We start from the raw sequence: 26,974 nt of genomic DNA, 5'->3' as shown, positions 1-26,974 counted from the left end.
ATATTAATTCAGGCTGATGGCTGGCTCTTTTTTGGCCACGCTATTTTCATAAATCTCTGTAAAGCTTTCAGTCCATTTCTGCCAGTTCAAATGTTCTTCAAATCGCTGCCTGCTTGAAGCGATAAGCTGCTGGTATTTTTCTTCATTAATAAATAACTCATTAATCAAACCGGCATAAGTGCTGCCCGGTGCTGAGTAAGGCAGGCAATACCCGTTAACACCGTCTTTCACTATTTCAGGAACGCCCCCGGTTTCAGTTGTTATAGCCGGAACGCCGTAAGCATTGGCTTCGCATCCTACCAGCAGCGAACAATCTGCGCGGGTTGGCACCAAGAGAAAATGAGCCGAAGACATGATATTTACAAACCTGTCATAATCTTCTTTTTTATTCTTATCAAGAAATGGAATCACTTCCATATTGGGGTGCGCTATATGTGAAGGCGGCACACAACCGCAAACAATAAGTTTAGCCTGCACGCCATGCGTATAAATAAGATATTTTAAAACATCAAATGCTATGCTGCCACCTTTCCTGTCCCAGTCAACAGCAAGAAATAATAAGGTGAGCTGTTTGTTCTCCAATTTTTTATAGATGATCTGCCTGTCAGGAATCATATCAATATTGGCACCGAATGGCGCGATAAAAACTTTATTGTTTGCGATATGATAATCTTTAATGGCAGATTCTGCAGCCCATATTGATGGATACATTACAGCAGAGCTTTTTTTCAGTGCGTTCTTTTCCAAAAGATTGCCTTCAAGTTTTGAAAACCAGAACATTTTATTAAACTCACTATAATCGTAGTTGCTTACTAATTCAAAAGTGGCATCAGTAATATAGATTACAGGCAGGTCTGTTTTTAGAAAACCCAGTTCAACAGAAGCTGCAGGTGCACAAATGCAATCATATTTTTTACCCTTAAGCTTTTTAGTAAACTGTTTGGCTGAATACCAGCTAAGCAGCAGGCTGTATTTTGTAATATATTCCTTTCTGAAAATTATTCTTGTGGCTTTGGCTATTGCACGCAAGGTTTTGTCAAGCCATTTTGGTGGTTTGATGGGCCCGAGGTAATCTACTTCATTGCCGTTTTTCTGTAATGCCTTTGCAATGTAGTAGGTTGTGCCCGACCAGGATTTTTTATCTAACGGGTCATTTAATGCTAAGTAAGCTATTCTCATTATATTTTATTGCCTCAGTTTATAATGGTCGTTTTTCTCGCAAACGAAAAAAAATCCACCTGTGAAATAATAAGGTAACCAATCGGCTATTTTGCAATCGAGCACCTGTAGAAATTTAATCCGCTTTGCAAAAAAAGAAAACGGAAATACATCTTCTACAAAGTTTGCCTTTCCAAAACGTACAATCTTTAAATTATGTTTTGATGAAAGCTGCTGAATATCTTTTTTAGAGAAGAACTGGATATGATCTAAGTTGTCTGCATCAGACTGCACGGTAGTGCCGCTATATCCTAATAATTTTTTTGATTTTACAATCAAATTCCATACCCGGTTGTTCTTATTTCTAAGTTTTAAAACAGGTTTGGTAATTATACTTTCCCTCGGCCCTTTGCCATTGGGAACGGTAATAATTAATTTACCTTTTGCAGTAAGGCTTCTTTCTAAAACTTCGAGTAAAGCATCCGGGTTATTAAGATGTTCCAGCACTTCACTGCATATTATTGCATCGTATCTTGAACCTTCTGCAACAAGCTGTTCAGCGCTTTTTGTCATGAATTTTACATTGCTGAGCTGGTTCAAAGCCGTTGCTTTTTCAATCGCCTTTTCGCTCACATCAATACCGGTTACGTTAAAACCAAAACGGCCGAGATGACGGCTTATAACCCCGTTGCCACAGCCCACATCGAGAATGCTTGCATTGGCCGGAAGAGCGCTTTGCAGAAAGTCTGCGATAAAATCTATGCGCTTCCTGTCGGCGATTCTTTCAAACTCATAAAAACTTGTTTTGTTGTTCATTGTTTTTAGTTATCAGATAAGATATTGGTATAAATATTTTCTATTTGCCTGGTCATTTTGCAAACGTCAAAATTGGTGGTAATAGTTTGCCGTGCAGCCTTTCCCAACTCATTTCTTAAAGCTTCATTATTCATTAATTCAAGCATGGCACCAGTAAGCATCTCATCCCGCTGCGGTTCAATCAGTAATCCATTTTTTTTATGATGGATGATTTCAGAAGAGCCATCCACCTTGGTTGCTATTACCGGTTTTGCCATAGCCATTGCTTCCAGTAAGCCAATAGGAAAACCTTCCCACAAAGAAGGCAGGCAGTACACATCGGATGAAAACAAAATGTCTGCAACATCAGTCCTGAACCCTTCAAATACAACATGGTTTTCCAGGCCAAGTTCTTTTGCCAACTGTACCGCTGCTTCTTTTAATTCACCGTCGCCTACCATTAATAACAAGGCTTTAGGGTTGACCTCTTTTATTCTCTGAAAAGCTTTTATTAATCCCAACGGGTTTTTTTGAACGGTAGTTCTTCCAATAAAACTGAACACAAAAGCATCTGCCGGAATATTCAATTCTTTTCTTAAAGATTTTCTTTCTGCATTGACCGGGCTGAAATGTTCAACATCAATTCCATTATAAACAACAGTGGAATTAAAGTTGGAAATATTATCCCTGCCTGTTTTTTGGTTAGATGCTGAAACTGAAATATTGCAGTCGGTTTTCTTTGTTATCCATTGCTCAAATAATATGCGTGCTTTTTTTACCGGTAAAGATTGATCGTCGTGAAAAGACCATCCGTGAATAGTATAAACAACAGGTAATCCTAATTTCCTGGCAGCCCAGTAAATATTGGATGTTGCCCTTGTACCATGTATGTGTACCAGATCAACCTGCTGCTGCTGCATTAGCTTTTTAACTTTATTCCATGTGCTAAAATCAAAAGCTTTTTCAGAAGGGATTACGAAATTGTCAATGCCTGTATGGTTTAATTCAGTAATCATTTGCCCGTCGGTAAAAGAAAGCACTACCGGTTCAAATATTGTTTTATCAATATGCTTTACAAGGCTTAAAATGTGCGATTCGCCACCGCCCACTTTGCCCTGCCGTATGGCCTGAAGTACCTTTATTTTTTTCTTTTCCATTATTCAAGCCCTATTATTAAGCGGCGTTTTTACACCACCTTTCATACCACAATTGAAATACTAAAATGTTCCATACTTTCTGGTAAGTTACCCGCTTGCCCTGCAGGTAATCTTTGCTTAATTTCATAACAGGGCCGTTATTGAACAAGCCTGTTTCATTAAGCTTTTCTTCGCTCAGATAATAATTGATCTTTTCTTTCAGCTCATCTTTAAACCAAACGGTTAACGGGGCGATAAAAGGCATTTTCGGCCTGTCCATTAATTCCTTAGGAACGTACTTATGCACTATTTGCTTAAGAATATATTTGTTAGTATGGTTGCGTATTTTTAAATGCGCCGGAAGCTGTGCCACAAATTCAATAATGCGGTGATCAAGCATTGGCTCACGGCCTTCAAGCCCTACTGACATTGTAGCCCGGTCAACTTTCACCAGGTTGTTATCAACCAAAAAAGTTTGATAATCTATAGCCAGTAATTTGTTGAGTGAATTTACATCGCCGGATAATTTGCAGCCGCTTTCAAAATTTGTTTTATAGCCTTCATATCTATGTTTCAAAAATACATCTGCTTCTTCTTCTGTTATATATTGGCTGATATATTTCATAGCTGCTGCCGGCGATTTTTCTTTCCAGATGTTCTGCATCTTTTTATATCGCGTAGCAAAATTGTATTGCCTGTTGAAATATGGAATGCTCTCGGGATTAATGTAAGACATTACATTTCCGAAGAGCGATTGCATAAAAGAGGGTACGGATTCTGTATAACGGATTGATTGATTAAACTTGTTATAGCCGGCAAACACTTCATCGCCGCCATCGGCAGAAAGTGAAACTTTTACATGCTGGCTTGCCAGCTTGCTCACCAATGCTGTTGGCACAACAGAATTATCAGCAAAGGGCTCGTCATAAATTTCAGGCAGCTTATGAAAAACATCTGCTGCATCCGCAGCGGTTATATACCATTCGTGATGGTCTGTGCCAAGATATGCTGCAATTTTTTTTGCTTCAGGCGCTTCATTAAAAGCGGCTTCTTTATAACCTATTGTAAAGGTTTTTAATTTTTCTGTCCTGTTTTTTTGAAGAATGGAAGCAACGCTTGTACTGTCATAACCGCCGCTTAAAAATAAACCCACCGGAACATCGGCCACCATGCGGTATTCATAAGAAGAGATGAGCAGCTTCTCCACTTCATCAATCGCTTCATCTTCAGAAATATCAAGCGTGGGTTTATTGTAATAATTACATACATCCCAATACCTGGTTTCTGTTATATTTTTTGTTGCCAGTGACAGTTTAAGATAATGTGCCGGCTTTAATTTGAATGTATTTTTAAAAATAGTATGCGGCGCCGGGATATAGCTGTATTGAAGAAACAGCGAAAGACTGTTTACATCAACTTCCTTTTGAAAAGATGGATGCTGGTGCAGGCTTTTTAGTTCTGATGCAAAAAGCAAAATATTATTATTCCAATAATAATACAATGGTTTTACGCCGGCCCTGTCCCTGCATATTGTTACTTCATTTTTATTGGAGTCGTAAATAATATAGGCAAACATGCCGATGAACTTGTTTACAACGGCATCGCCCCATTTATGGTAACCTTTTAAAATAACTTCAGTATCAGAGGTTGAGTTAAAGGAGTAACCTGCTTTTATTAATTCTTCGCGAATGGAATTGTAATTATAAATTTCACCATTAAAAATTAAGCTGAGATTTTCGAAATGCATAGGCTGGCGGCCGTTCGCAGAAAGATCAATGATCGATAACCTTCTTTGCCCCAAACCTATTGAAGCATAGCGATTATCAATTACTTCATAACCGGAATCGTTTGGGCCGCGATGTATTAATGCATCCGTCATCTTCTGTAATACGGATACAGAAGTGTTTTTATTAAAATCGATAAAGCCGGCTATTCCGCACATAATTCAATTTTTTTAAGGTTACGATTTGATAAGTTCCATGCAACACCCTTCCAGAATGCTTTTAAATGATCTGTTTCTTTCTTTAATAAATAGCTAACAGTGTTTTTAGGCAAAGTGAAAAAGGTGTAATAAAAAGCAAAGCCTAAAAACGAAATGCCTTTTACATTCCTGCGCATGAATAGTATCCTGTTCCTGTTAAGATAAAAAGTTTTTAAAGTGCTGGTTTTACCAACTGTCATTGATTCTTTATGATAGATTAGTGATTTGTACTGGTAATAGATATTGAACCCTTTCTTTTTTATTTGTTCACACCAGTCAAATTCCTCGTAATATAAGAAGTAAACTTCAGGCATGGGGCCAACTTCTTCAATCACACGTCTTGAAACCATCATACCGCCGCCATGGCCATAATTGGTTTTTGATATAGTATCATATTGTCCTTCATCTTTTGTGCGGCAACCCACCATGCTGTTTCTTGCCGTAAAGGTGTTAACCGCATTATAACCGGCAAATTCAATAGTGCCTGGTGCATAATAATAATGAAATTTAGGGCTTACAACACCGGCGTCAGTATAATCGCGGAATATTTCAAGCAAGCCTTCCAATATGGTGGGCGTAAGTTCTGTATCGTTGTTTACAAAAAACAGATAATCACCCTTCGCTTGTTTTATACCAAGATTATTGCCGCCTGCAAAACCCAGGTTTTTATCGCTTAAAATAATTTTAACCGAAGGAAGAATGTTTTTAAGTTTGGCTGTTGGATTTTCTTTTGAAGCATTATCAACAACAATTATTTCAACATTGTTATATTCAAGACAACGCACTGACTTCAACAAAGCTGCAGTGATATCTGCATTGTTGTAATTGATTGTAATAATTGATATGAGCGGCTTGTTTGTCATTTAATTTTAAACAAGGGATTACTTATTTCATTTTTAGTATGCGCCGTATGAATGAAAACGTTTTTTGCTTTTTTTATAGTAAATAATGAAACGAGCATCATGCATATTGCCTTTGGCAGGTGCAATGCTGCGCTGAATAAATTTATATTTATCAGTTGCTTTGGCAAAGCCATTGCCAGCGTTATAAAATATAAAATGCTGAAACCCGCAAATACATAAAAAACAACCGCCGGCTGAAAGAAATAACTTAATACAGTTGATATAAACAACGCAAAAATTAATAGCGCCCGTGGTGGAACAATGTTGTTTAACACAGCAAGATTAAAATAGCTGAAGTTGCCCTTAAAAAGCTGCTGAATGCCCGGCACAAAAAATTGTTTCAAATAAACAAACTGGCTGAGCAGCCATCTTTTCCGCTGGTGTTTAAAAGCATTGGGGTTGTCTATCTTCTCATCAAAAACCAATGCGTTTTCGAGATATTTAATTTTTATGCCACTTTCCACAACTTTTAACTGGAGCGGTTTATCAAAGCCGCTTACAGCCTCAATTTCGTGTAAAATATTTTTCAGGAAATCGAATTCGAAAGCCATTCCCGAGCCAATTACTGCAGAAGAAAGGCCCAATGCATTAGCGCCTTTCCTGAATATATGGTTATTGATAGCTTCGCTGCAACCATCAAGCACCGCAAATTTTGTATCAGCATTTTTAGCAACACGCTTTGCCTGTACAGCTTTTTCTCCATTTACAAATTCGTAATTCACCTGCCTTAAAAAATCTTCAGCCAATAAATTATCAGCGTCGCATATCAATGCTATGTTGTAGTGTTGTGTAATGCTTTGAAAGGCTGCATTCAGCGATTTTGTTTTGGTGCTGTTTTCAAATGAAACTTCAATAACATTTAAATCAAGTTCTTTTAACCGGGCAATTGTGCCTGGCTGAAAAGTATCGGCTATTATAAATATATCGTACCAATTTTTCGGGTAATCCAGTTTGAGCAGGTTTGCTGCTGTTGACAAAATAATATTGTCTTCTTTGTAAGCAGGCACTAAAATGGCTATGCGGCTTACCGGAACAGAAAAATTTGAATTACTTTCTTTTTTGCTTATTAAACCTGCAAGGGAAAAAACAAAGAAGTACAATACCGAAAGCCCGCAGTAAATTACAAAAACGAGGAATAATATGTTAATCGCTATATCAAACATTGCTTTTCAGTATTAATTCTTTTGGTGTTTTAAGCATAATTTTTAAATCGAACAGGAAGGATGATTTTTCAGCGTAATCAATATCCATTGCAATTCTTTCGTCAGTCGTAAGATTAACGTTTGACCTGCCTTTAACCTGCCATAAACCAGTAATGCCGGCTGTGGCAAAAAACCTTTTAGCCGATTTATCAACCGTAATGGTTTGTGCTTCGTATAACGGTAATGGCCGGTTGCCCACAATGCTCATGTCGCCTTTTAAAACATTTATGAGCTGGGGCAATTCATCAAGGCTGGTTTTGCGAAGTATTCTTCCCACTCGGGTAACCCTCGGGTCGTCTTTCAATTTAAAAAAGAAGGATGTTTTATTATCCCTGTACTCATTCATGTATTTCAAGTCGTGGATCATGCTGTCTGCATTCGCCACCATTGTTCTGAACTTATAAAATGAAAAAACCCTGTACCATCTTCCTGCGCGTTTGGAGGTATAAAAAACCGGGCCTTTGCTTTCCAGCTTAATAGCAATTGCAATAAGCATTAAAAGCGGTGAAACCAGTAATAATAAAAGTGAAGACAACACAACATCGAGGATTCTTTTAAATGTATAATTGAAACCTCTGTATTCAAAGGCGGTCTGCGCTGCCTCCGGCTTATAAGGTAATTTGCTTTTTAGAAGCTTATATTTTTTGAGAATTTCGATCTTATCATTCAGGTCTGCAGATGAAATATTGCTTGTTATTATATCATCAAAACCTTTAAGGCTGTTTAGAAGTGCGGCGCTGTCTGCTTTTTCATGAAAGCTTAATAATAAAAGCGGGATATGATTAGTTACCTGCCTGCTGCTAAGGATGCCGGTAAGTTCGCCTATACTTTTTTTATTTAATTCTGCATCGCATATTATAGCGTCAAAAGAATAAATTCTATTTGAAAGAATAATTTCCTTTGCAGTAAACATATCTTGTGCTGCATTGATATTCAGGCTGTCCGAAAACGTTTTTTCTGCAGCAGATGAAGCAGACAATATTACCAGCAGGTTAAAATCGGGGCGGTTAAGATCTGCTTCAGCAGTTTCATTCAGGTGTGCTGTTTCATTATTAAATATTCCGTTCATAGGGATTAGTTTTCATTGCATGATTGGATACTGTACTTATTCAGGATGCTTGTTTCAACGAGGTTTTGAAGCTGAAGCGGGTCAAAAGGCTTATTCAGCATTGTTGAAAAAAGTGAATTATGGGGCAGCGCTGCATTTTTAGAGCCTGATAATACTATTACAGGGATGTGTTTGTAAACAACGCTTGTGGAGAGATGCTTGATAAGCTGGTACCCATCAATGTTCTCCATAACAATGTCGGTTATAATCAAATCCGGGCAAACTCCCCTGGTGAGGTGGTCAATTGCTTCAACGCCATCGCAGGCTGTATAAACAATATACTTTTTTTCAAAAAGCTTTTTCAGCAGTAAAACCATAACTTCATCATCATCTATAATCAAAAGAGTATTCTTTGAAACGAGATTCCACATTGGTACGAACTTTAATAGGGCTAAAATTACTTCTCTCAACCTGCTCCAATCTTTGAACTTGGTAAACGTTAAAAAAATGCTCGGGAACGCAAAAAAACCTCATGCTAAATTTTAAGGGAAATAGGAGAAATAACTGATTGAGTATAAATTGCAAATATGATTGTATGGCAATATATTTTTTTTACAGGGACTTTTCTCTTTTTTTTTAATTATATTGGATATGCAGTAATCGTTTATTTCTTTAATAAAATTGGTGCCGTTTATAAAGCTGTAAATACAGGTAATTTTTATCCTTCCGTATCGTTTATTGTAGCGGCTTATAATGAGGAAGACATAATTGAACAAAAAATACTCAATACACTAAAGCTGAAGTATCCCGAATCAAAAATTGAATTCATTTTTATTACCGATGGCTCTGCCGATAATACGGCATCGGTTATTCAAAAATATCCCTTCATTAAACTGCTGCACCAGCCTGAAAGAAAGGGTAAATCTGCAGCACTTAACAGGGCTGTTGCTGCTGCACAGAATGATATATTAATAATGAGCGACGCCAATACTTTTTTAAATGTAGATGCCATAAAGTATATAGCGTCTCATTATGAAGATAGCAAGGTGGGCGGCGTGGCAGGCGAAAAAAGAGTGATTCAGCCGGAAGGAGATGAAGGAAATGTTGGTAACAGGGAAGGGCTCTATTGGAAATATGAGTCGTTCTTAAAAAAAATCGACTCTGATTTTTATTCTGTGGTGGGCGCCGCGGGTGAGTTATTCTCTGTAAGAAGAGCGTTATATGAACCTGTTGACAGCGCAGTTATCCTGGATGATTTTATAATCTCATTAAAAACAGCGCAAAAAGGCTACAGGATTATGTACGAGCCGCGTGCTTACGCTACCGAGTTCGCATCTGTGTCAATAGAAGATGAAAGAAAAAGAAAGATACGCATTGCAGCGGGTGGTTTCCAGGCAATAAAAATGCTTGCATCTTTATTTAAGTTCTGGAAACATCCACGGCTCACGTTTTTATACGTATGCCATCGCGTAATGCGCTGGTGCACAAGCCCACTCTGTCTTATTTTAGTTTTTATATCAAACCTTGCCATTATTATAAAGGGCGGCGGCTATTTTTATATCATTTGTTTTTTAATGCAGGTTGTTTTTTACTTTACGGCATTTGCATCTTCGTATATACCTTCAAATTCCAAACTAAAGCCATTAAAAGCAGCAGGGTATTTTGTATTTATGAATGTATCTGTAATACAGGGTTTTTTCAGGTTTGTCTCAAAGCAGCAGGCTTCAACCTGGGAAAAAGTAAAACGTGCCCCGCTGAAGACAGACGTATGAAAGTGTATAAAGAGACAAAACAACTGCTAATATTTAAAGTACTGCTTAGAAGGTTTATATCGTAGTTTTTTGCATTTACGAACAAAATTTGATGTTTTACCAATTCAGCTCCAGCATTCATCCGCATGTATTTAATTTTAAAAAATTTTTAATCACCGTGCCACAAAAGCTAAATATGCGAAAGTTTTACTCATTTCTAATTCTCCTGATTATTTTAATCAGTTCTAACTGCGTTTCTGCCCAATCAGTTTTAGATCCTGCCGACCCTGTTATTACTTACAATCAAAGCAGCCCGCCTGCCCAGCCAACATGGGGCCAGATAGGGAAGTGGGTAAGAACAAAACGGCTTGGATGGAATACTGATGCTTATAAGGCATATATATATAAAGGATGCGCATTCCGTTTAAAATTCCCCAAAACCTATAATCCCACAGCTAATGACGGGAAAAAATATCCTATGCTGGTGTTTTTTCATGGTTTAGGAGAAACTGGGAGTATTTATGATAATGAATATCAACTGTACCATGGCGGCGATGATTTTGCTGCAGCAGTAAATAACGGCACGTTTGACGGCTACATACTTTGCATGCAAAGCCAGGGTTTCTGGGGTGCGGGCCAATACCAGTACATTACAGAAATTATTGATTATATGGTGGCTAATAATAAGCTGGACCCTTTCCGTATAAGCGATAATGGCTTATCTGCCGGTGGTCAGGCTACCTGGGAAATGATGTTCAATCATCTCACGTATATCGCCTCAGCCGTACCAATGTCATCTGTTTCAATCGGATATAAGGATAACAGCAATGTAAACCAGGCTAAATACACACCTATATGGCTTGTTCAGGGTGGTAAAGATGGTTCGCCGGCGCCTTCTACAGCACAGCAGGTGCGTGATGCTTTTATTGCTGCAGGCGGAGATTTTACCTATACTGAATACCCGGATCTCGGCCACGGTGTTTGGGACAGGCTTTGGACTGAACCTGATTTTTATCCCTTTTTATTAAGGGCTTATGGATCTAATCCCTGGCCTTTGACGGGGAGAACAGAGTTTTGCCCCGGGGATAATATAAATGTAACAATAGGGTTGCCACCCGGTTTTGATGAATATCAATGGCGTAAAGATAATAATGTTATAAACGGGGCCACCTCAAACTCTATATCTGTTACAAGCACAGGCACTTATGATGCCCGTGTAAGAAGGGGTTCTATATGGTCTGACTGGTCGCATACGCCGGTGGTGATAAAAACCAAAACACCTACTGTTCCTCCAACGATTACTGCAGAAAATTTAAGCAGCCCTGCTATTCCTGCTCCTGATGGAAGAAATTACGTAAATCTTCAGGTTCCGGATAATTATGTAAGTTATAAATGGGTGCTCACAAGTGATCCTGCTACCTCTATCGGCAATCAAAATGTATTAAACGTAACCCAACCCGGCAGCTACGCCGTATCTGTTGGTGAATTGTATGGGTGCGCCAGCGTTTACTCTGCTCCCTATAAAGTAGTAAATGCAAATGGCACAAACGGGCCCGATGCGGCAACCAGCCTTACTGCTTTAACCTTATCAAATACGAAAGTGCAGTTAGACTGGTCTGATAAACCTAATCAAACTTATAATGAAACCGCTTTTGAAATTTACCGTTCAACAAAACCGGGCAATTCCTATAATTATATAGGAAGTGTGCCAGCTGATGTTGTTACATTTACAGATTCAGCAGCATTGCCCAATACAACTTACTATTATGTTGTGCGTGCTATAAATAATAATGCCGCCTCAGGTTTATCAAATGAAACCAGTGCAACCACTTTAACCGACAATGTTCCACCTTCTGCCCCGGCAAACCTGCACGTAGTTTCAGTTACAAGCACATCGGTGTCTATTGCCTGGGATGCAGCAACTGATAATGTTGGAATAAGCAGGTATGATATTTTTGTGGATGGTGTAAAAACCTATACTACAGATAAAACTACTATTACTGCTAATGGCCTCGATAACGGGAAACAATATGTTTTTTATGTTAAGGCAAGAGATATAAGCGGAAACTATTCAACCCAAAGCAACCAGGTAAGTGCATTTGCTTCTTTACAGGGTCTTAATTATAAATATTATGAAGGCTCATGGTCTGTACTGCCGGATTTTAATACACTTACGCCTGTTAAAACAGGAATAAGCACCAACTTCGACCTTTCTGTAAAAAACAGGGGCGACCAGTTTGGCCTCGTTTGGCAAGGTTATATAAAAGTGCCGGTTGCCGGAACTTATAAGTTTGAAACATATTCAGATGATGGCAGTAAATTGTGGTTAGGAGCTTATAATGCCAGCGCAACACCGCTGGTAAATAATGATGGTTTGCATGGTCCGCAATATGCCAGCGGTACAGTAACGCTGCAGCCCGGTATTTACCCAATTTCTGCGGCTTTCTTTGAACAGGGCGGCGGTGAAGTAATGCAGGTTTACTGGACATGCAGTGCCTTATATGGTGATAATAACCGCCATCTTATAACTGATAACTATTTTACAGATAACAGCGGCTCTGCAGGCTCCGTTCCGGCTATGCCAACGAATATTACGGCTACAGCACTTGATTATACAAGGATACAAGTTTCATGGGCTGATAACAGCAATAATGAAACGGGTTTTGAAATATACAGGGCAACCAATCAATCCGGGCCTTACCAGATTGTGAAAACAGCTGGCGCCAACGTTACTTCTTATACCGATTCTGCATTAGATGCAGCTACTACTTATTATTATAAAGTAAATTCCATTAATAATGCGGGATCATCTTTTGGTGGTGGTTTGCAATATGCTTACTATTCCGGTGAATGGAACAATTTGCCGGATTTCAATAGCCTCACACCGTCAAAAACCGGAACGGTAAATAATGTTACCTTATCTGTTGCAACAAGTACTACCAATTATGCGATTAAGTTTAACGGGTATATCGACATACCGGTAACGGGTCAATATACCTTCTATACCAAATCTGATGATGGAAGTAAATTATATGTTGGCGGTTTTGATGCTGCCCACCAGGTTGTAAACAATGATTATTTGCAAAGCGCCACCGAGCGTTCCGGCACCGTTAGTTTAAATGCCGGGGTATATCCAATTTATATTACTTTCTTCCAGAAGGGAGGGGATTATGTATTGCAGGCTTCTTACCAGGGGCCAACGATTACCAAAACTACAATTCCGGACGCAGCGTTTACGATTCAGCCTGCATCTGCAACCACGGCAAATCTTCCCGGGGCGCCTGCAGTAGCAACCAATGTAAAGGCAGTTGTAAAATCTTCTTCTGTAATTGCGCTTACCTGGAAAGATAATGCAACAAACGAGGTTGCTTATAAAGTTTACAGGTCTATGAACGACAGCCTGAATTTTAAATTGCGCAGTACATTGCCTGCAAACACTATTGGCTACAATGATTCTTCACTGTTTGCCCATACAACATACTATTACAAAATATATACAGTAGGTGTTGGCGATGCTGCCTCCCAATCGGCAGTTGTGTTTAAAAAGACAACGAATAACCCGCCGGTTTTGAATGAAATAGAAAGCAGAAGTGTGCGTTATGGTATTACTACTACAATACCGGTATCTGCTGTAGATATTGACAATGATTCGTTAGCCTTTTCATTTATAAATAAGCCGGCTTTTGTAACCAGAGTTGTTGATGGAAGGGATGCTATAATTCTTACATTAAAACCGAAGGCCACTCAGCAAGGCGCGTATAATAATTTTAAAATTGTAGTAAATGATAGAAATGGCGGAAAAGACACTACCGATTTTATTTTCACTGTTAATGATAATTACGACCCGTCAGTTGATTCAATACCGGATTATGCTGTTGCTGAAAACGGCAACCTTACAATTGACTTAAATGGCCATGACCAGAATGCCGGCGACTCTTTAAGCTGGACTGTAACCGGCGCGCCGGATAATTTCACGATAGTTGCGGTGGATAAATTAAATGCACAGCTGCAGTTGCATCCAACTTATGCTGCGGCCGGTGCTTATACGGTTAATGTGAAAGCCAGCGATGGCAATGGCGGCTTTGCTACAAGATCATTTAATATAGCAGTAACCGATAAAGATCCGAACAAAACGATTTATGCAAGGTTTAAAGATGTTGATAATATCGGTACGCCATGGAATAATATAACAGGTGTTGCCACGAATAATTTAAAAGATGCAAATGGTAATACTACAACTGTTGGCCTGAACATGCAAACAGGTTGGTATGCAACCAGCAATGGTGGTCCTGAAACGGGTAATAATTCTGGTGTTTACCCGGATGCGGTGTTGAAGGATTACTATTATTTTGGAATTTTCGGTGGGCCTGAAACAGTTGATGTTCAGGTAACAGGCCTTGATACAGCATTAAAATACACCTTTACTTTCCTCGCTGCCAGTTCATGGCCAGGCGCTGCGGATAATGGCACAACAACCTTTACAATTGGCAACCAAACGGTTTCTCAATATGTGCAGGGTAATACGCAACAAACTGTTTCAATCGGTGGTTTGAAAGCGAATGCAGACGGAATAATTACGTTTACTATGGCTAAAGGAGATGCCAATACACCGGTTGGTTATATCAATGCCTTGGTTATTAATTCAATTTTGGATGATGGTACTGCACCAATTACGCCAACATCATTAATTGCTGATGGCACAGGCAGCGGCGTACAATTATCCTGGAATGATCTTGCATATAATGAAGATAATTTCAAAATTTACCGCTCTGCTGCACAAAACTCAGGTTATGTTTTAATTAATACTGTTGCTGCTAATGCAACAAGCTACCTGGATACTTCAGCTACAGGCGGTACGCAGTATTATTACAAAATACTTGCATCAAACAGTTATGGTAATTCCGGTTATTCAAATATTGCCGGCATACTTACGGTTAATAAAACACCGGTTTTAAATGCTATCAGCAATATTATTATTAAGAACGGCACGCAGCAAACCGTGCAGGTTATTGCCAAAGATGATGCATCAGATCATGTTACTTTAACCGCTTCACAGTTACCATCTTTTGTAACATTTACAGATAATGGCAATGGAACAGGTTCATTCCAGGTAAACCCTCCAACAGGAACCATCGGTTTCTACCAGGGTATAACCGTTACAGCAAAAGATAACAGCGATTCAGCAAGCACAACAAGCTTTAATATTACAGTTACTGATAACACCAGTTCTGTTTATCTAAACTTCTCTGAAGGAAGCCTTGCTGATAAACCCTGGAATAATTTAACCGGGTGGCCCTCTTCAGGAACTGTATTTAATAATATAAAAGATGCGGATAATAATTCAACTTCCATTACGGTTACATTGGTGAATGGCTTTGAAGGCGTTGTTGCATCCGGCATGAGGCCAGGCAATAATAAAGGCATCTATCCTGATGTTGTAATGCGCACAGGTGAATTTGAAAGTTCAACAACGGCAAGAACAATAAGGATATCAGGTTTGTCAACAAGTAAATTATACAGCTTTATATTCTTTAACAGCCATGATGATGGCCTGAACGGAACAACCAACTTTACCATTAACGGTCAAACCGTAACACTTAATGCAACGTATAACATTAATAAAACAGTCCAGATTAATGGTATTGCGCCCAATAGCAGCGGGGAGGTTACAATTTCTGTGGCAAAAGCCGCTGGTGCTGATTATGCATTCCTCAGCTCGCTTATTATCCAGGCTTATGATAGTCCGGCCACATTGATTAATCCTTCAGGATTAATTGTTACAGCCAATAAACGCACATCGGTAAGTTTACGCTGGATTGACAAGTCTTTTGATGAAACCGGTTTTGAAGTATGGAGAGCAGACAGCAGCAACGGAACATACAAATTAATAAACACTGTTTCTGCCAATACTTCAACTTATACAGATCAGAATTTAGTGCAGAACAAGACTTATTACTATATAGTCAGGGCTGCGAAGAATGCAGATAAATCAGCTTTCTCAAATGTTGCTGTTGCTTATACTTTAGCCTATGCCATTTATGTAAACTTTACGCAGGACAGCCTGGCTCCATCGCCATGGTATAATACCGCTGTACCTCCGCAAAAGGGTTATGTTTGGTCTAATTTTACAGATGAGGCAAATAATCCTTCAAGCATGACTATGACGGAATTGAATTCTTTCGCAGGATTATATGGTGATGGTAATGTAACGGGCAACAACTCCGGTGTATTCCCGGATAAGGTTCTCGCACAGAGCTATGGATTATTCCCCGGCCAGGTGGCTTATCTCAAACTAAGCAACCTTAATCTTAACATGAACTATGATCTTACATTCTTTGCAAGCTCAAGGGCATGGGGCGATGTAAATGTTGCTTATACTGCAAATGGAAAAACGGTGTTGTTAAATACATCCTTGAACACACAGGGTACGGTTACTGCTTATGGTATAAGGCCTGATGAAAATGGTGAAATTAATATTACCATTGCGCCGGGCACATCAACATCACAATTTGGTTTAATAGGAGCGATGATAGCTCAGGCTTACAGCGACCCTGTGCCAGCGCTGCCTTCTTCATTACCGCAACAGCAATCAGCAATTGCTTCGGCAAGCGCTAAAAAAATAACTGATGTTAGCGTTAACGAATTAAAAAGCGGCTTTGACAACTTAACCGCTTATCCTAATCCGTTCATCAGTAATTTTACACTGTCGTTTAATTTACCGGCAAAAGATAATGTGGAAGTTGAGATTTACGATGTAAGCGGTAAACTTTTATATAAAAATCGTTTCTTAAACCTGCTTAAAGGAAATAACTCGGTTACGATTAAGCCCCGTAATGGCCTTTCTTCCGGCATATACATGGTTAAACTTACAGCGCTTAATACAAAAACCAGTGAAACAATAAGAATAACGAAACAGCATTAACTATTAAAAAACTTGTATGGATTTCGTTTACCTGCTAAGGGTTTTGTTGAAGAGAAAATGGATAATAGTAGGTTCTGCTATTCTGGCCGCATTCATAGCCTGGTATTTTACCAAAGACCAGCCATCGGAGTATCGTTCTATTGCGCAGGTATCAACGGGCTTTACTACCAATGATGTTGTAAGCGTGAACGGAGAAAATAATTTCTTTGAGGCTGATACGAAATTCAATAATGCAATTGTAACATTTACTTCGCCAACGGTTATGAGCCTGTTGTCGTATAGTGTTATTCTTCATGATCTTGAAAATCCATCACAGGCTTTCAGAAATTTAAGCAATGAACAAAAGCAGTCTGATGTTTATAAAGCTGTAGATATAAATCACGCAAAGGAAGTTTTCAATGGAAAACTCAACTCCATGAGCGTGCTTACATCTTATAAACCAGAAGAGAAAAAACTGATTGAGTTTTTGCGGTTATACGGTTATGATTATGGTTCACTGGCCAGCAACCTGAATGTTTACAGGCTTGAAAGAACAGATTATATTCAGATAGATTACCGGTCTGAAAACCCCGAGCTTTCGGCGTTTGTTGTTAATAATGTTTATAAAGACTTTGTTCGTTATTATAAATTTATCCGCACCGAACGAACTTCAGAATCTATAGACACATTACAGAGTTTGCTGGAAAGGAAAAGGCAGGACCGGATGGAAGCTAATCAGAAAATTGCTTCAACCGGGTTGATGAATGTGGATGATGCCAATAAAAGCAGTTTTGATTTAATAAGCAGCCTGCAGCAAACACTTGACGAAGAGCAGGATAAGCTAACCACAAGCCAGATATCCTTAAGAAGCGTTAACAAACAACTTGGCAATGCCGGCGGCCCGGCGGCAACCGTTGATAACAGTGAAGTGCTTAAACTGCGCAATCAGATGAATGCTGCCAACCAGCAATACCTGAATAGCGGCTCTACAGACCAGGATGCATTGAACAGGTACAATGATTTAAAAGCGCAATATCAGAATAAGATAAAATCTGTAGGTGCCGCAACAGGCGGCGGTTCATCATTGCTTGATAAATCTACTTTACTGCAAAGAAAAAGTGATTTGGAAGTGAGCATTGAAGCGGCAAAATTGCATATAGCTTCGCTTCAGGGTAAAATTAACCAATTGAAGGGCAGTGTTAGCAGCGCCGCAAGCAGGAGTGCTCAGGCCCAGAGCTTATCAAAGGATGCAGATCTTTCTGATAAGGAATACCTGGACCTTTTGCAGAAATATAATACTGCCGTAGATCAGAGTAATGCGGCTGTAAATAATTTTCACCAAATACTGGTTGGTCAGCCCGCAATTGAACCGGAGCCATCAAAGCGTCTTCTCATTGTGGGTATGGCCGGTATGGCTGTAATGGTTTGTTCAATTTTAATTATAGTGTTTCTTACATACCTTGATGCGTCTGTAAAAACGCCCACTATATTTTCCCGCATTGTAAACCTTAAGTTGTTAGCCCTTATAAATTTTACCAATCTTAAAAATAAAGACATAGCGCAGGTTGTTGCCAATACATCATCAACCATAGATAAGCTGGAAAAAAACCGCGAAAATAAATTCAGGGAATCGCTTAGGAAGTTCAGGTATGAAGTGGAGAACAGCGGCAAAAAGATTTTCCTTTTTACCAGCACAAAAAAAGGACAGGGTAAAACAACTTTAATCCAGGCCTTATCTTACAGCTTAAGCCTGAGTAAAAAGAAAGTATTGATTATTGATACCAACTTTTGCAATAATGATCTTACTGTTCAGCTAAATGGTACGCCCGTTTTGGAAAAAATTATTGCGGATGATGCAGATGATAAGTTAATTGAAGAAATTCAAAATGCTTCTGTAGATGTGCGTACAGGAATGATTTATGTAATTGGCTGCAGTGGCGGAGATTATACACCTTCAGAAGTGTTGCCTGCAAAAAACCTGTTGCAGCATTTGCAGAAATTAACATCGGTGTATGATTATATTTTTCTTGAAGGCCCGCCGCTTAATGATTTTTCAGACAGTAAAGAACTAACTCAATATGTTGATGGCATTGTAGCTATCTTTTCTGCAAGGCAGGCCATTAAGCAAATTGATAAGGAGTCAATAAAATTTTTCAAAAACTTAAACGGTAAATTCTGCGGCTCTGTTTTAAATATGGTTCAGTTAGAAACCCTGAACGACGCCTGATCAATTATTTTATAATTTAATTCCTATGATCATGACCAGGAGAAAAGTATCGCTTCACGAAAAAATAGTAACACTGGCAGCCGCCGCCATACTGGTTTATATTTTCCTGAAAATATTATTCTTTTAGCATGGCTTTTTCTGATATAGAACGGTTTAAGGATTCATTATCGCTTAAAATTGGCAGGTTTTTGCATAAGATTTTTATTGAGCAAAAACTGAACAACATTATTGGCTATATCCTTATTGCTTTTTTTGCAATAGCGCTCGGATATCTTTTTGCCGCTCAAACAACTTTAGGCATTGGTATTGCGGGGTTAATATGTGGTGTGGCTGTTGTACTTGCCTGCATGTTAGATACATTAACCGGTCTGTTCATCAATCTTATTTATTCTTATTTTGCCTTTGCTTTTTCACGTTTCTTTTTTAATGATGAATTTCCAACGGGTGTAGCATCGGATATATTGATGCTTGCCACGTTATTCAGTTTTTTTGTAAAGCGGGTACATCTTAAAAAAACAGTGGATGAATTTGTGCACACGCCTGTTGTTATTGCTATCCTCGCCTTGTTTTTTTACCTGATGATTGAATTGTTCAACCCTTACGCCCGTTCGTTCGACGGGTGGTTCCAAACGATAAGAAAATCGCTGGGCACATTAGTTTTTCTTTTTATTGCCTATAAAGCCTTTGACAGTTATGAAAGTGTGCGGAAATTTTTAACGGGTTTATTTATTGTTTGCACAATCACCGGCTTATATGGCTGCATTCAGCAATGGCATGGTTTATTTGATTATGAAAGGGCATGGGCAATGGCCGATGATAACCGTTTTGGGTTGATCTTTATTGCTGGTGATTTTCGCAAATTCTCCACCATGTCCGATCCTACTGCTTATGGCATAATGATGGCATCCTGCGGAATTTTCTATTTAATAATAGCCGTGAATGAAAAAAGATTACCTGTTAAATTAACTATACTCGCAGGTGTTATACTCATGTTTTTAGGAATGGCATATTCAGGTACAAGAACTGCGAATGCAATGGCAGCTGCGGGATTGGTAATGTTTATGCTGCTAACGATCAATAAAAAGAGCACGCAGATATTTACAGTATTTGCTGTATTGGGTTTTGTTGCTTTAATGTATGGCCCTTTTTATGGTAATGCTACGGTTAACCGCTTTAGAACTACTTTCAATAGTACCAATGATGATTCTTATAAAGTGAGGGAAACGAACAGGGCGTTTATTCAGCCTTACATTTATTCCCATCCCATTGGAGGCGGATTGTGCACAACCGGCGCCGGTGGCTTGCGCTTTAATCCATCACATTACCTGGCAGGATTTCCTCCGGATAGTGGTTATCTTAAAAAAGCTTTGGAAACAGGATGGATTGGCCTGATCTTCATTTGTGTTTTGTATTTTGTTGTTTTAAAAAATTGTATTCGCGGCTATTTTGATACGGATGATGCGGATGCTAAAGTATTATATGCAGCTTCCTGTGCATTTTTATTTTCATTTTATATTGCTGATTTTGCACAGGATGCCATTGGACAGATTACCGATACTGTGGTATATTATCCAATAATTGCTTTAACTCTTAAGCTGAAAGATTTTAGAAAGAGCGAAGAAGATTCAGTTAACACGCAAAAAAGAGAAAATCCAGAACTTAAATATACCTAAAACCGGTGCAGCGCACGCCGCATTGGTGAAAAACTAAAAATCAAAATTAAAATGACAAAGACTAAAACAGCCCCGGCATTTATAATGCTTGTTATTTGCCTCAGCAGCCTCGTAGGCGCTTATGCACAAGGCCCTTCAGATAATCAATTTTCATCCGGCACAATGCAGGAAGCCATTATTGATACTGTGCCGCAGGATAATATTTCGCATTCGGCTTCAATGCAAAAACTCTTGGGCAGAGGAGTAGCCGATGATACTGCAATTGAAAATAAACTTGTGCGGCTTGCGTTGGCTCAACCACAGTATAAGCAAACAGAAGCGCAGAATAAAATACTGGAATACCAGTTAAAAAAGCAAAGAAGCAACTGGCTTAACTTATTGAGTTTATCTACCTCTTATAATGATCAATCTTTTGCAAACAAGGCTAATAGCAGCACTACAGCTTATGTATATCCAAAATATTTTTTCGGTGTAACTATTCCAATAGGTATGATTGTGGGTAATGGAACTGATATAAAAATAACAAGACAATCGCAAACAATTGCCAAGGGGCAGCAGCAGGAATTGGCTAAATCGTTAAAAGCTGAAGTACTGAAAGATTATAAACAATATAAGGCAAATGAAAAATTGCTGATTATTCAAAACCAAGTTATTGATGATGAGCAGATAAGTTTTATGCAAACGGAACAAAAGTTTAAAGAAGGAACTACAACTTTAGAACTGTATAATGAGGCTTCAAAAAAATATAATGACGAGATTGTAAAGGGCATTGACCTGCAGCTTCAGCAGGATCTTTTAAAAGTAGAACTGGAAAGATTAATTGGGATGAGCCTGGAGGATGCCTTAAAATAGATTAATAGTGCAACAGAATAAATCCGGTATCACGCAAAAAACAATAGTATTAATTACAGCGCTAATTGCATTAATTCTTCCGCTTGCCTTAATTGAAATGCAGGTTTTAAGGTTAACGGGTGGTAAGCTTATTTACCCCCTTGATGATACCTATATTCATATGGTAATAGCTAAAAACCTGGCGCTGTATAATAACTGGGGCATTTCGCCGGAAACATTTCAATCTGCATCTTCTTCCATTTTATACACGGTGTTATTAAGCGCTTTGTTTAAACTGTTTTCTGTAAATACTTTAATTCCTTTTATTGTAAACCTTGTTGCAGCAGTTATTTTAATTTTCGTTATTCAGCGCAGGTTGCAAAAAGAAGATATAGAATTTATATGGCAGTTGTTGATTTTATTGCTTGTAATATTTTTTACGCCGCTGCCCATACTTATTATAAGCGGCATGGAACATACCATACAATGCCTCTTCTCCTTCCTCTTTATCTTTAATTTTTCTGAATGGACAAAAACGAGGGAAAGGCCTATACCCAAAAGTTTGTTTATATATGGGATGATTATTTGTTCCATACGGTATGAAGGATTGTTTATAATAGCCATTGCCTGTTGCTCGCTGTTATATTACAGGAAAGTCATCCCGGCATTTTTGCTTGGCTTTGTTTCCATATTGCCGTTGGCTGTCTTTGGTTTTATTTCAGTGTTAAAAGGCAGTTATTTCCTGCCTAATTCCGTTTTGCTTAAGACAAGCCCGGTTGAATTATCAAACAGTGGTTTCTCTGGTTATTTAAGTAATATATTAATTGAAAAATTAACGCTTGCCAAAACGGGTATTACTGCATTGGCCACACAAAGACTTTTATTGATTCTTCCTTGCGCTTATTTACTTTTCAGGAAACAGTTGAAAAATAAATCTGCGTATTCTTTAATTATTTTATTCATTACTATATGCACTGTGCTGCAACTGGCTTTTGCAAAAACCGGTTGGTTCTACCGTTATGAAGCTTACCTGGTTATGTGTGCGGTGGTTATCGTTTCCATATTGCTGATTAAATACACAAAACAATTACGGTGGCGAGAAAATAAAGCGCTTTTACCGGTATTCGCATTCATCTTTTTCTTTCTTTTTTTTCCTTTGATATTAAGAAGCGCGGCAGCCTATTCCAAAGCGGCGCAGGCATGTAAGAATATCTATGAACAACAATATCAAATGGGCGATTTTATAAAGAAGTTTTATAATACTGATACAATAGCCGTGAATGATATTGGCGCCGTTTCCTTTTTTAACCAGTCAACCATAATTGACCTTTGGGGACTGGCTAATATGGATGTGGCGAAAGCAAAAAAAGACGGCCATGACACGCCGGCGTTTTTAAATGAAATTGTGGAAAAGAATAAAGTGGAATTTGCCATTGTATACGATAGCTGGTTTGACGACGCTTTGCTGCATACATGGAAAAAAGTGGCTACCTGGCAAATTGAGAACAATGTTATTTGTGGCGACGCTACTGTTTCTTTTTATGCCATTAAACCCGGAAGTGATGAGACTTTGATAAGGAATTTAACAACATATCAATCTTTATTACCGGCAGATGTAACGGTTGAGTATTATAATGAATAACAATTCAGGGTATATTAAAAGTTTGGATGGCTTGCGGGCTATTGCTATTATTCTGGTTATGAGTTTTCATGCCGAAATAACGCACTTTGGATGGCTTGGCGTACAATTGTTTTTTGTGCTTTCCGGTTTTTTAATCACTGGTATTTTGTGGAAGGAAAAACAAAATACTGAATCAACACTTTCCTTTAAATTTAAGAAGTTCTGGGTAAGGCGTTCACTGCGTATTTTCCCTTTATACTTTGGGTACCTGCTGTTTATAACGTTTACATACCTGCTCTTTCATTTTCCTTCCTATTATTCTGAATATGCATCTTATTTATTTACTTATACATTCAATTACACACGATCGTTGCCTGGGTGGCAGGGCAACCCGCTGTTTACGCATTTATGGTCCCTTTCAGTTGAGGAGCAGTTTTATTTGTTTTTTCCATTGATCATTTTTTTATGTCCGCAGCGGTTTATTAAAACTTTAATGGTTGCGGTAATCTTTGTTTCGCCTGTTACAAGATTTTTACTGGGTGAATATTACACAGCAAAAGGCATGACGGAGCCTGTTGTTGCCGATATTGTTTACTGGAATACGCTGAGCCACCTGGATGCATTTTTTATGGGTGGATTGATCCCGGTTTTGTCATTGGATAAAAAGATAAAAAAGCCGCAACGTATTTTTACGGGTGCACTTGTTATTGCAATTATTGCGGGCATTATCAACTTCGCTAATACAGATTCCGGTAAATATTTTTTTAATGATTTGGGATATAATTCTGGTCAGACACATTTATACCAGCACGTTTGGCATTACACAGTGCTTAATTTTTTATTTGCCTCGTTTATTCTTGCATTGATTAGTTATAACAGTAATAAAATATTCGCTTCTATAAGAAAACTACTTGAAACTAACTGGATGGTTAATGTTGGCAAGGTATCTTATGGTATGTATCTTTTTCACTGGGCCATTCTCGAATATGTATGCAAGCGGATTTTTACAACAGATAATCTTGCTCTGAAGGTAATTGTTTTTATTCCATATGTTATAACTGTTTACCTCGTTGCAAGTTTAAGTTTCAGGGTTTACGAATCCAGGTTTCTTAAACTTAAAGACACCCTTTTTACAAAGAAGAAAACAAAAAAAGCAAATATTCAGGTTGCACAGCCACCTGCTTCAGAACTTCCTTTTTTAAAACCAGCTTCCAATGAATAATAACCAGGTACAAAAACAAAGCTGGGTATCAAAAGCGTTTAATCTCCCTGCCCTGCAAAAAAGCAGGCTGCCTTGGGTTGACTATCTTAAAGGCATTGCTATTGTTTTAGTTGTTTACAGGCATTCCTTACTTGGCATTGAAGGCAGCGGCGAATATATACCACCCTATCTTGAACAGGCGAACCTGGTTTTTTACAGCTTCCGCATGCCCTTATTTTTTATGCTTTCAGGTATTTTTGCAAGCTTGAGCCTGAGAAAAAGGACCGTAAAACAATACATTGAGAATAAGTTTGAAACGTTGCTGTATCCCTATTTTATATGGGTGATCATACAAATAACCTTGCAGATTTTTTCATCCGGGTTTACAAATTCAAACCGGGGTCTTATCGACTATACGTACATATTTTATCAGCCGAGGAATTTAGATCAGTTTTGGTATTTGCCTGCACTGTTTAATGCTGCTGTTGTATATATCCTTATAAAAAAATATGTGACGCAAAAATGGTGGTTATTGTTACTTATTGCTTTGGGATTTTATTTTTTATCGCCTTATATGCAAAGCGTAAGCATGATTTCAGACTGGATGGAATTCTATATTTTCTTTGCCGTGGGCGATACAATATCGCAGTTGTTTTTTCATGAAAAGATTCAAAGCTTTTTTAAAAACCCCCTTACATTATTAGTTGCTATTCCCTTTTTTATTCTTGCCCAATCATTTTATTTAAACCACGACATGTATTACCTCACAACTGTAACCATGCGGGCCGAATTTTTGGTAATTGCATTTACGGGTTGTTTTACGATGCTTGCGTTTTCATTCATGCTGCAAAAATTAAATGTAATGTCATGGTTAAGAATATTAGGTTATCATTCACTTTATATATATGTGATGCATGTTATGATAGCCGCTTTTACGAGAACGCTTCTGGTGCACGTTTTCAACATTCATAACGTATATATTATACTTATCTCCTGTATTACTGCAGGCTGTATAGCATCGATTATAATTTATAATCTTTTTATCTATAATAAGTTTGCCTGGTTTTTATTTACTTATAAAAAGAACAGAAGACTGGCAGAAAGCTCCCTTCCAAAAAATACGGTCATTTCTCCAAAAACTGCAATTACGACCGGTTAATTAAACAAACGTTTGTTTTTGTAAAATAATGTTAAGGTAATACTTACCTCTATTCGGGAATGTTTTTTGATGGCCCATCGCTTGTAAATTTTTTTCTACAAATTCAAAAAGCCTTAAAATTCATTAAGAATGAGAAAATTGTTATTTCTGCTATTAGCAGTAAGTACGTGGTATGCATGTACAAAAACGGGGGAAAGCCCGGTTACATCTTCAGATCCAATTCAATCTTCAGAACAATCCAACGCAACGGCAAAGCCCAAGCGAATTTTGCTAAAGCAGGGCGGGGATCTGGGGTTGTATATTAACGGTAAAAATTTCTCCTATTCGCCCGGAGATACTTTCGTTTTAACCGGAAAATGGAGTTATTGTACGCTGGAAAATGTTTATGGTACAGCGGACAAAAAAGTAGTTATCATAAATCAAGGAGGTCAGGTTCAATTATCTTCTGGTTTTTCTTTAACAAACTGCCGGTTTATAAAGGTTGTAGGTAACGGGACAAAAGATAAATATGGATTCCGTATCTCATCCGCTATAAATAGTGGTGTTGGCATTACCATCCAGGGCCGTTCTTCAAATATCCAAATAGCAAGAGTAGATATTTACAACAAAACCTATGGATATTGGGTAAAACAGGAGGCTTCCTGTGCAGATAGCTTGCAATATCCGAATTGGGTGATTAAAAATATAAGCATTTGCAATGGTCGCATTCAATCCTGTAACCAGGAGGGTATGTATTTAGGCAGTACAGATCCTAACGGCAAAAGAGCGATTACATGTAATGGAAAGACTATCTACCCAAAACCCCTGCGTTTAGGTAATATTAAAGTGTATGCTATGACTATCAATAATACCTACAGAAGTGGCATACAATTATCCTGTGCATCCGAAGGTACTAATGAAATCTATAATAATACTATTTCCAATTGTGGTTTTGAGTATAATACGAATGGTCAGGGTTCCGGTATAAGCTTAGGAGGTTACACTACAGCCAACGTGCATGACAATACAATCAGCAATACCTTTACGATGGGCATATCTTCTCTGGGGGCCGGCCCGCTTACCATCAGAAATAATAAAATATCCAACACGGGGGTTTTGTCAGGTCATAAAGCAAATGGAATGGCAAGCATCATGATTGACACACGTTATACAGATCCTACAACAAATACAACATTTACGGTATATAGTAATACGATTGGCACCAATACTGATGTTGGTGTGCGTGTTTACAGAACTTATCCAACTTACACAACTAATAATGCGATATATAGTAATGGGGCGGCTACAATAGCAGTAGACCCAAATATTAAATGGAGAGCTAGTAAGTAAGTCTAATCTGATATAAAATAAAACCGGGTTGTTATTTCTTGTAACAACCCGGTCTTTTT

General features: G+C 38.3%; 17 protein-coding genes. 9 read left to right on the top strand and 8 right to left on the bottom strand.

The features are described from left to right. Window positions 1-3: 3 nt before the first annotated feature. From ACTHN6_RS11670 to ACTHN6_RS11635, 8 genes are read right to left on the bottom strand one after another with little or no spacing between them, the layout of a single operon-like run. On the bottom strand, window positions 4-1,179 hold the full coding sequence (locus tag ACTHN6_RS11670; protein WP_440435939.1) for a glycosyltransferase family 4 protein: 1,176 nt from the start codon (window positions 1,177-1,179) through the stop codon (window positions 4-6). Between the two features lie 6 nt (window positions 1,180-1,185). Further along, the gene (locus ACTHN6_RS11665) at window positions 1,186-1,974 is read right to left on the bottom strand and encodes a class I SAM-dependent methyltransferase (RefSeq protein WP_440435938.1); all 789 of its coding nucleotides are present in this window, start codon (window positions 1,972-1,974) and stop codon (window positions 1,186-1,188) included. A 5-nt stretch (window positions 1,975-1,979) separates the two neighbouring features. Then, window positions 1,980-3,110, bottom strand: a complete 1,131-nt coding sequence (locus ACTHN6_RS11660; protein WP_440435937.1) for a glycosyltransferase family 4 protein — start codon at window positions 3,108-3,110, stop codon at window positions 1,980-1,982. 16 nt (window positions 3,111-3,126) lie between these two features. Next, window positions 3,127-5,031, bottom strand: a complete 1,905-nt coding sequence (gene asnB / locus ACTHN6_RS11655; protein WP_440435936.1) for an asparagine synthase (glutamine-hydrolyzing) — start codon at window positions 5,029-5,031, stop codon at window positions 3,127-3,129. Further along, window positions 5,019-5,933: a glycosyltransferase family 2 protein gene (locus ACTHN6_RS11650; protein ID WP_440435935.1), complete on the bottom strand. Its 915-nt coding sequence runs from the start codon at window positions 5,931-5,933 to the stop codon at window positions 5,019-5,021. Before ACTHN6_RS11650 ends, asnB begins: the two co-directional genes overlap by 13 nt. Beyond that, window positions 5,930-7,135, bottom strand: coding sequence for a glycosyltransferase (locus tag ACTHN6_RS11645; RefSeq protein WP_440435934.1), 1,206 nt, complete (start codon window positions 7,133-7,135; stop codon window positions 5,930-5,932). Before ACTHN6_RS11645 ends, ACTHN6_RS11650 begins: the two co-directional genes overlap by 4 nt. After that, the gene (locus tag ACTHN6_RS11640; protein WP_440435933.1) at window positions 7,128-8,243 is read right to left on the bottom strand and encodes a sugar transferase; all 1,116 of its coding nucleotides are present in this window, start codon (window positions 8,241-8,243) and stop codon (window positions 7,128-7,130) included. Before ACTHN6_RS11640 ends, ACTHN6_RS11645 begins: the two co-directional genes overlap by 8 nt. Before the next feature lie 5 nt (window positions 8,244-8,248). Beyond that, window positions 8,249-8,653, bottom strand: a complete 405-nt coding sequence (locus ACTHN6_RS11635) for a response regulator (RefSeq protein ID WP_440435932.1) — start codon at window positions 8,651-8,653, stop codon at window positions 8,249-8,251. A gap of 156 nt (window positions 8,654-8,809) precedes the next feature. Here ACTHN6_RS11635 and ACTHN6_RS11630 point away from each other — a divergent pair, with 156 nt between their 5' ends. The 9 genes from ACTHN6_RS11630 to ACTHN6_RS11590 all read left to right on the top strand — a co-directional run bounded on the left by ACTHN6_RS11630 (window position 8,810) and on the right by ACTHN6_RS11590 (window position 26,915). Then, window positions 8,810-9,994 carry a glycosyltransferase family 2 protein gene (locus tag ACTHN6_RS11630; protein WP_440435931.1) on the top strand — a complete coding sequence of 395 codons (1,185 nt, stop codon included), beginning with the start codon at window positions 8,810-8,812 and terminating at the stop codon, window positions 9,992-9,994. Window positions 9,995-10,169: 175 nt separating this feature from the next. Then, a complete protein-coding gene (locus tag ACTHN6_RS11625) occupies window positions 10,170-16,895 on the top strand; it encodes a fibronectin type III domain-containing protein (RefSeq protein WP_440435930.1) in 6,726 nt (2,241 codons plus the stop codon). A gap of 16 nt (window positions 16,896-16,911) precedes the next feature. Next, entirely contained in the window at window positions 16,912-19,101 is a 2,190-nt protein-coding gene (locus ACTHN6_RS11620) for a GumC family protein (RefSeq protein ID WP_440435929.1), read from the top strand. 128 nt (window positions 19,102-19,229) lie between these two features. Further along, entirely contained in the window at window positions 19,230-20,774 is a 1,545-nt protein-coding gene (locus ACTHN6_RS11615) for an O-antigen ligase family protein (RefSeq protein ID WP_440435928.1), read from the top strand. Window positions 20,775-20,825: 51 nt separating this feature from the next. After that, window positions 20,826-21,626 (top strand): TolC family protein, encoded by an 801-nt coding sequence (locus ACTHN6_RS11610; RefSeq protein ID WP_440435927.1) that lies wholly within the window; start codon window positions 20,826-20,828, stop codon window positions 21,624-21,626. A gap of 7 nt (window positions 21,627-21,633) precedes the next feature. Continuing rightward, on the top strand, window positions 21,634-23,247 hold the full coding sequence (locus tag ACTHN6_RS11605; RefSeq protein ID WP_440435926.1) for a hypothetical protein: 1,614 nt from the start codon (window positions 21,634-21,636) through the stop codon (window positions 23,245-23,247). After that, the gene (locus tag ACTHN6_RS11600) at window positions 23,240-24,448 is read left to right on the top strand and encodes an acyltransferase family protein (RefSeq protein ID WP_440435925.1); all 1,209 of its coding nucleotides are present in this window, start codon (window positions 23,240-23,242) and stop codon (window positions 24,446-24,448) included. Before ACTHN6_RS11605 ends, ACTHN6_RS11600 begins: the two co-directional genes overlap by 8 nt. Continuing rightward, complete coding sequence (locus ACTHN6_RS11595; RefSeq protein WP_440435924.1) at window positions 24,441-25,586, top strand: acyltransferase family protein; 1,146 nt, start codon at window positions 24,441-24,443, stop codon at window positions 25,584-25,586. The genes ACTHN6_RS11600 and ACTHN6_RS11595 overlap by 8 nt, the downstream gene beginning before the upstream one ends. A 129-nt stretch (window positions 25,587-25,715) precedes the next feature. After that, on the top strand, window positions 25,716-26,915 hold the full coding sequence (locus ACTHN6_RS11590) for a right-handed parallel beta-helix repeat-containing protein (RefSeq protein WP_440435923.1): 1,200 nt from the start codon (window positions 25,716-25,718) through the stop codon (window positions 26,913-26,915). Window positions 26,916-26,974: the final 59 nt, after the last annotated feature.

Origin of the sequence: Parafilimonas sp., from assembly GCF_051953455.1 — a bacterium.
Taxonomy (GTDB): Bacteria; Bacteroidota; Bacteroidia; order Chitinophagales; family Chitinophagaceae; genus Parafilimonas.
Note: the sequence above shows the minus strand (reverse complement) of the source record. Positions and strands in the feature narration are given on the sequence as shown.

Bases quoted from the DNA above. Each gene is read 5' to 3' on its own strand.
- ACTHN6_RS11670 (WP_440435939.1), bottom strand. From the start codon at position 1,179: ATGAGAATAGCTTACTTAGCATTAAATGACCCGTTAGATAAAAAATCC.
- ACTHN6_RS11665 (WP_440435938.1), bottom strand. From the start codon at position 1,974: ATGAACAACAAAACAAGTTTTTATGAGTTTGAAAGAATCGCCGACAGG.
- ACTHN6_RS11660 (WP_440435937.1), bottom strand. From the start codon at position 3,110: ATGGAAAAGAAAAAAATAAAGGTACTTCAGGCCATACGGCAGGGCAAA.
- asnB (WP_440435936.1), bottom strand. From the start codon at position 5,031: ATGTGCGGAATAGCCGGCTTTATCGATTTTAATAAAAACACTTCTGTA.
- ACTHN6_RS11650 (WP_440435935.1), bottom strand. From the start codon at position 5,933: ATGACAAACAAGCCGCTCATATCAATTATTACAATCAATTACAACAAT.
- ACTHN6_RS11645 (WP_440435934.1), bottom strand. From the start codon at position 7,135: ATGTTTGATATAGCGATTAACATATTATTCCTCGTTTTTGTAATTTAC.
- ACTHN6_RS11640 (WP_440435933.1), bottom strand. From the start codon at position 8,243: ATGAACGGAATATTTAATAATGAAACAGCACACCTGAATGAAACTGCT.
- ACTHN6_RS11635 (WP_440435932.1), bottom strand. From the start codon at position 8,653: ATGTGGAATCTCGTTTCAAAGAATACTCTTTTGATTATAGATGATGAT.
- ACTHN6_RS11630 (WP_440435931.1), top strand. From the start codon at position 8,810: ATGATTGTATGGCAATATATTTTTTTTACAGGGACTTTTCTCTTTTTT.
- ACTHN6_RS11625 (WP_440435930.1), top strand. From the start codon at position 10,170: ATGCGAAAGTTTTACTCATTTCTAATTCTCCTGATTATTTTAATCAGT.
- ACTHN6_RS11620 (WP_440435929.1), top strand. From the start codon at position 16,912: ATGGATTTCGTTTACCTGCTAAGGGTTTTGTTGAAGAGAAAATGGATA.
- ACTHN6_RS11615 (WP_440435928.1), top strand. From the start codon at position 19,230: ATGGCTTTTTCTGATATAGAACGGTTTAAGGATTCATTATCGCTTAAA.
- ACTHN6_RS11610 (WP_440435927.1), top strand. From the start codon at position 20,826: ATGACAAAGACTAAAACAGCCCCGGCATTTATAATGCTTGTTATTTGC.
- ACTHN6_RS11600 (WP_440435925.1), top strand. From the start codon at position 23,240: ATGAATAACAATTCAGGGTATATTAAAAGTTTGGATGGCTTGCGGGCT.
- ACTHN6_RS11595 (WP_440435924.1), top strand. From the start codon at position 24,441: ATGAATAATAACCAGGTACAAAAACAAAGCTGGGTATCAAAAGCGTTT.
- ACTHN6_RS11590 (WP_440435923.1), top strand. From the start codon at position 25,716: ATGAGAAAATTGTTATTTCTGCTATTAGCAGTAAGTACGTGGTATGCA.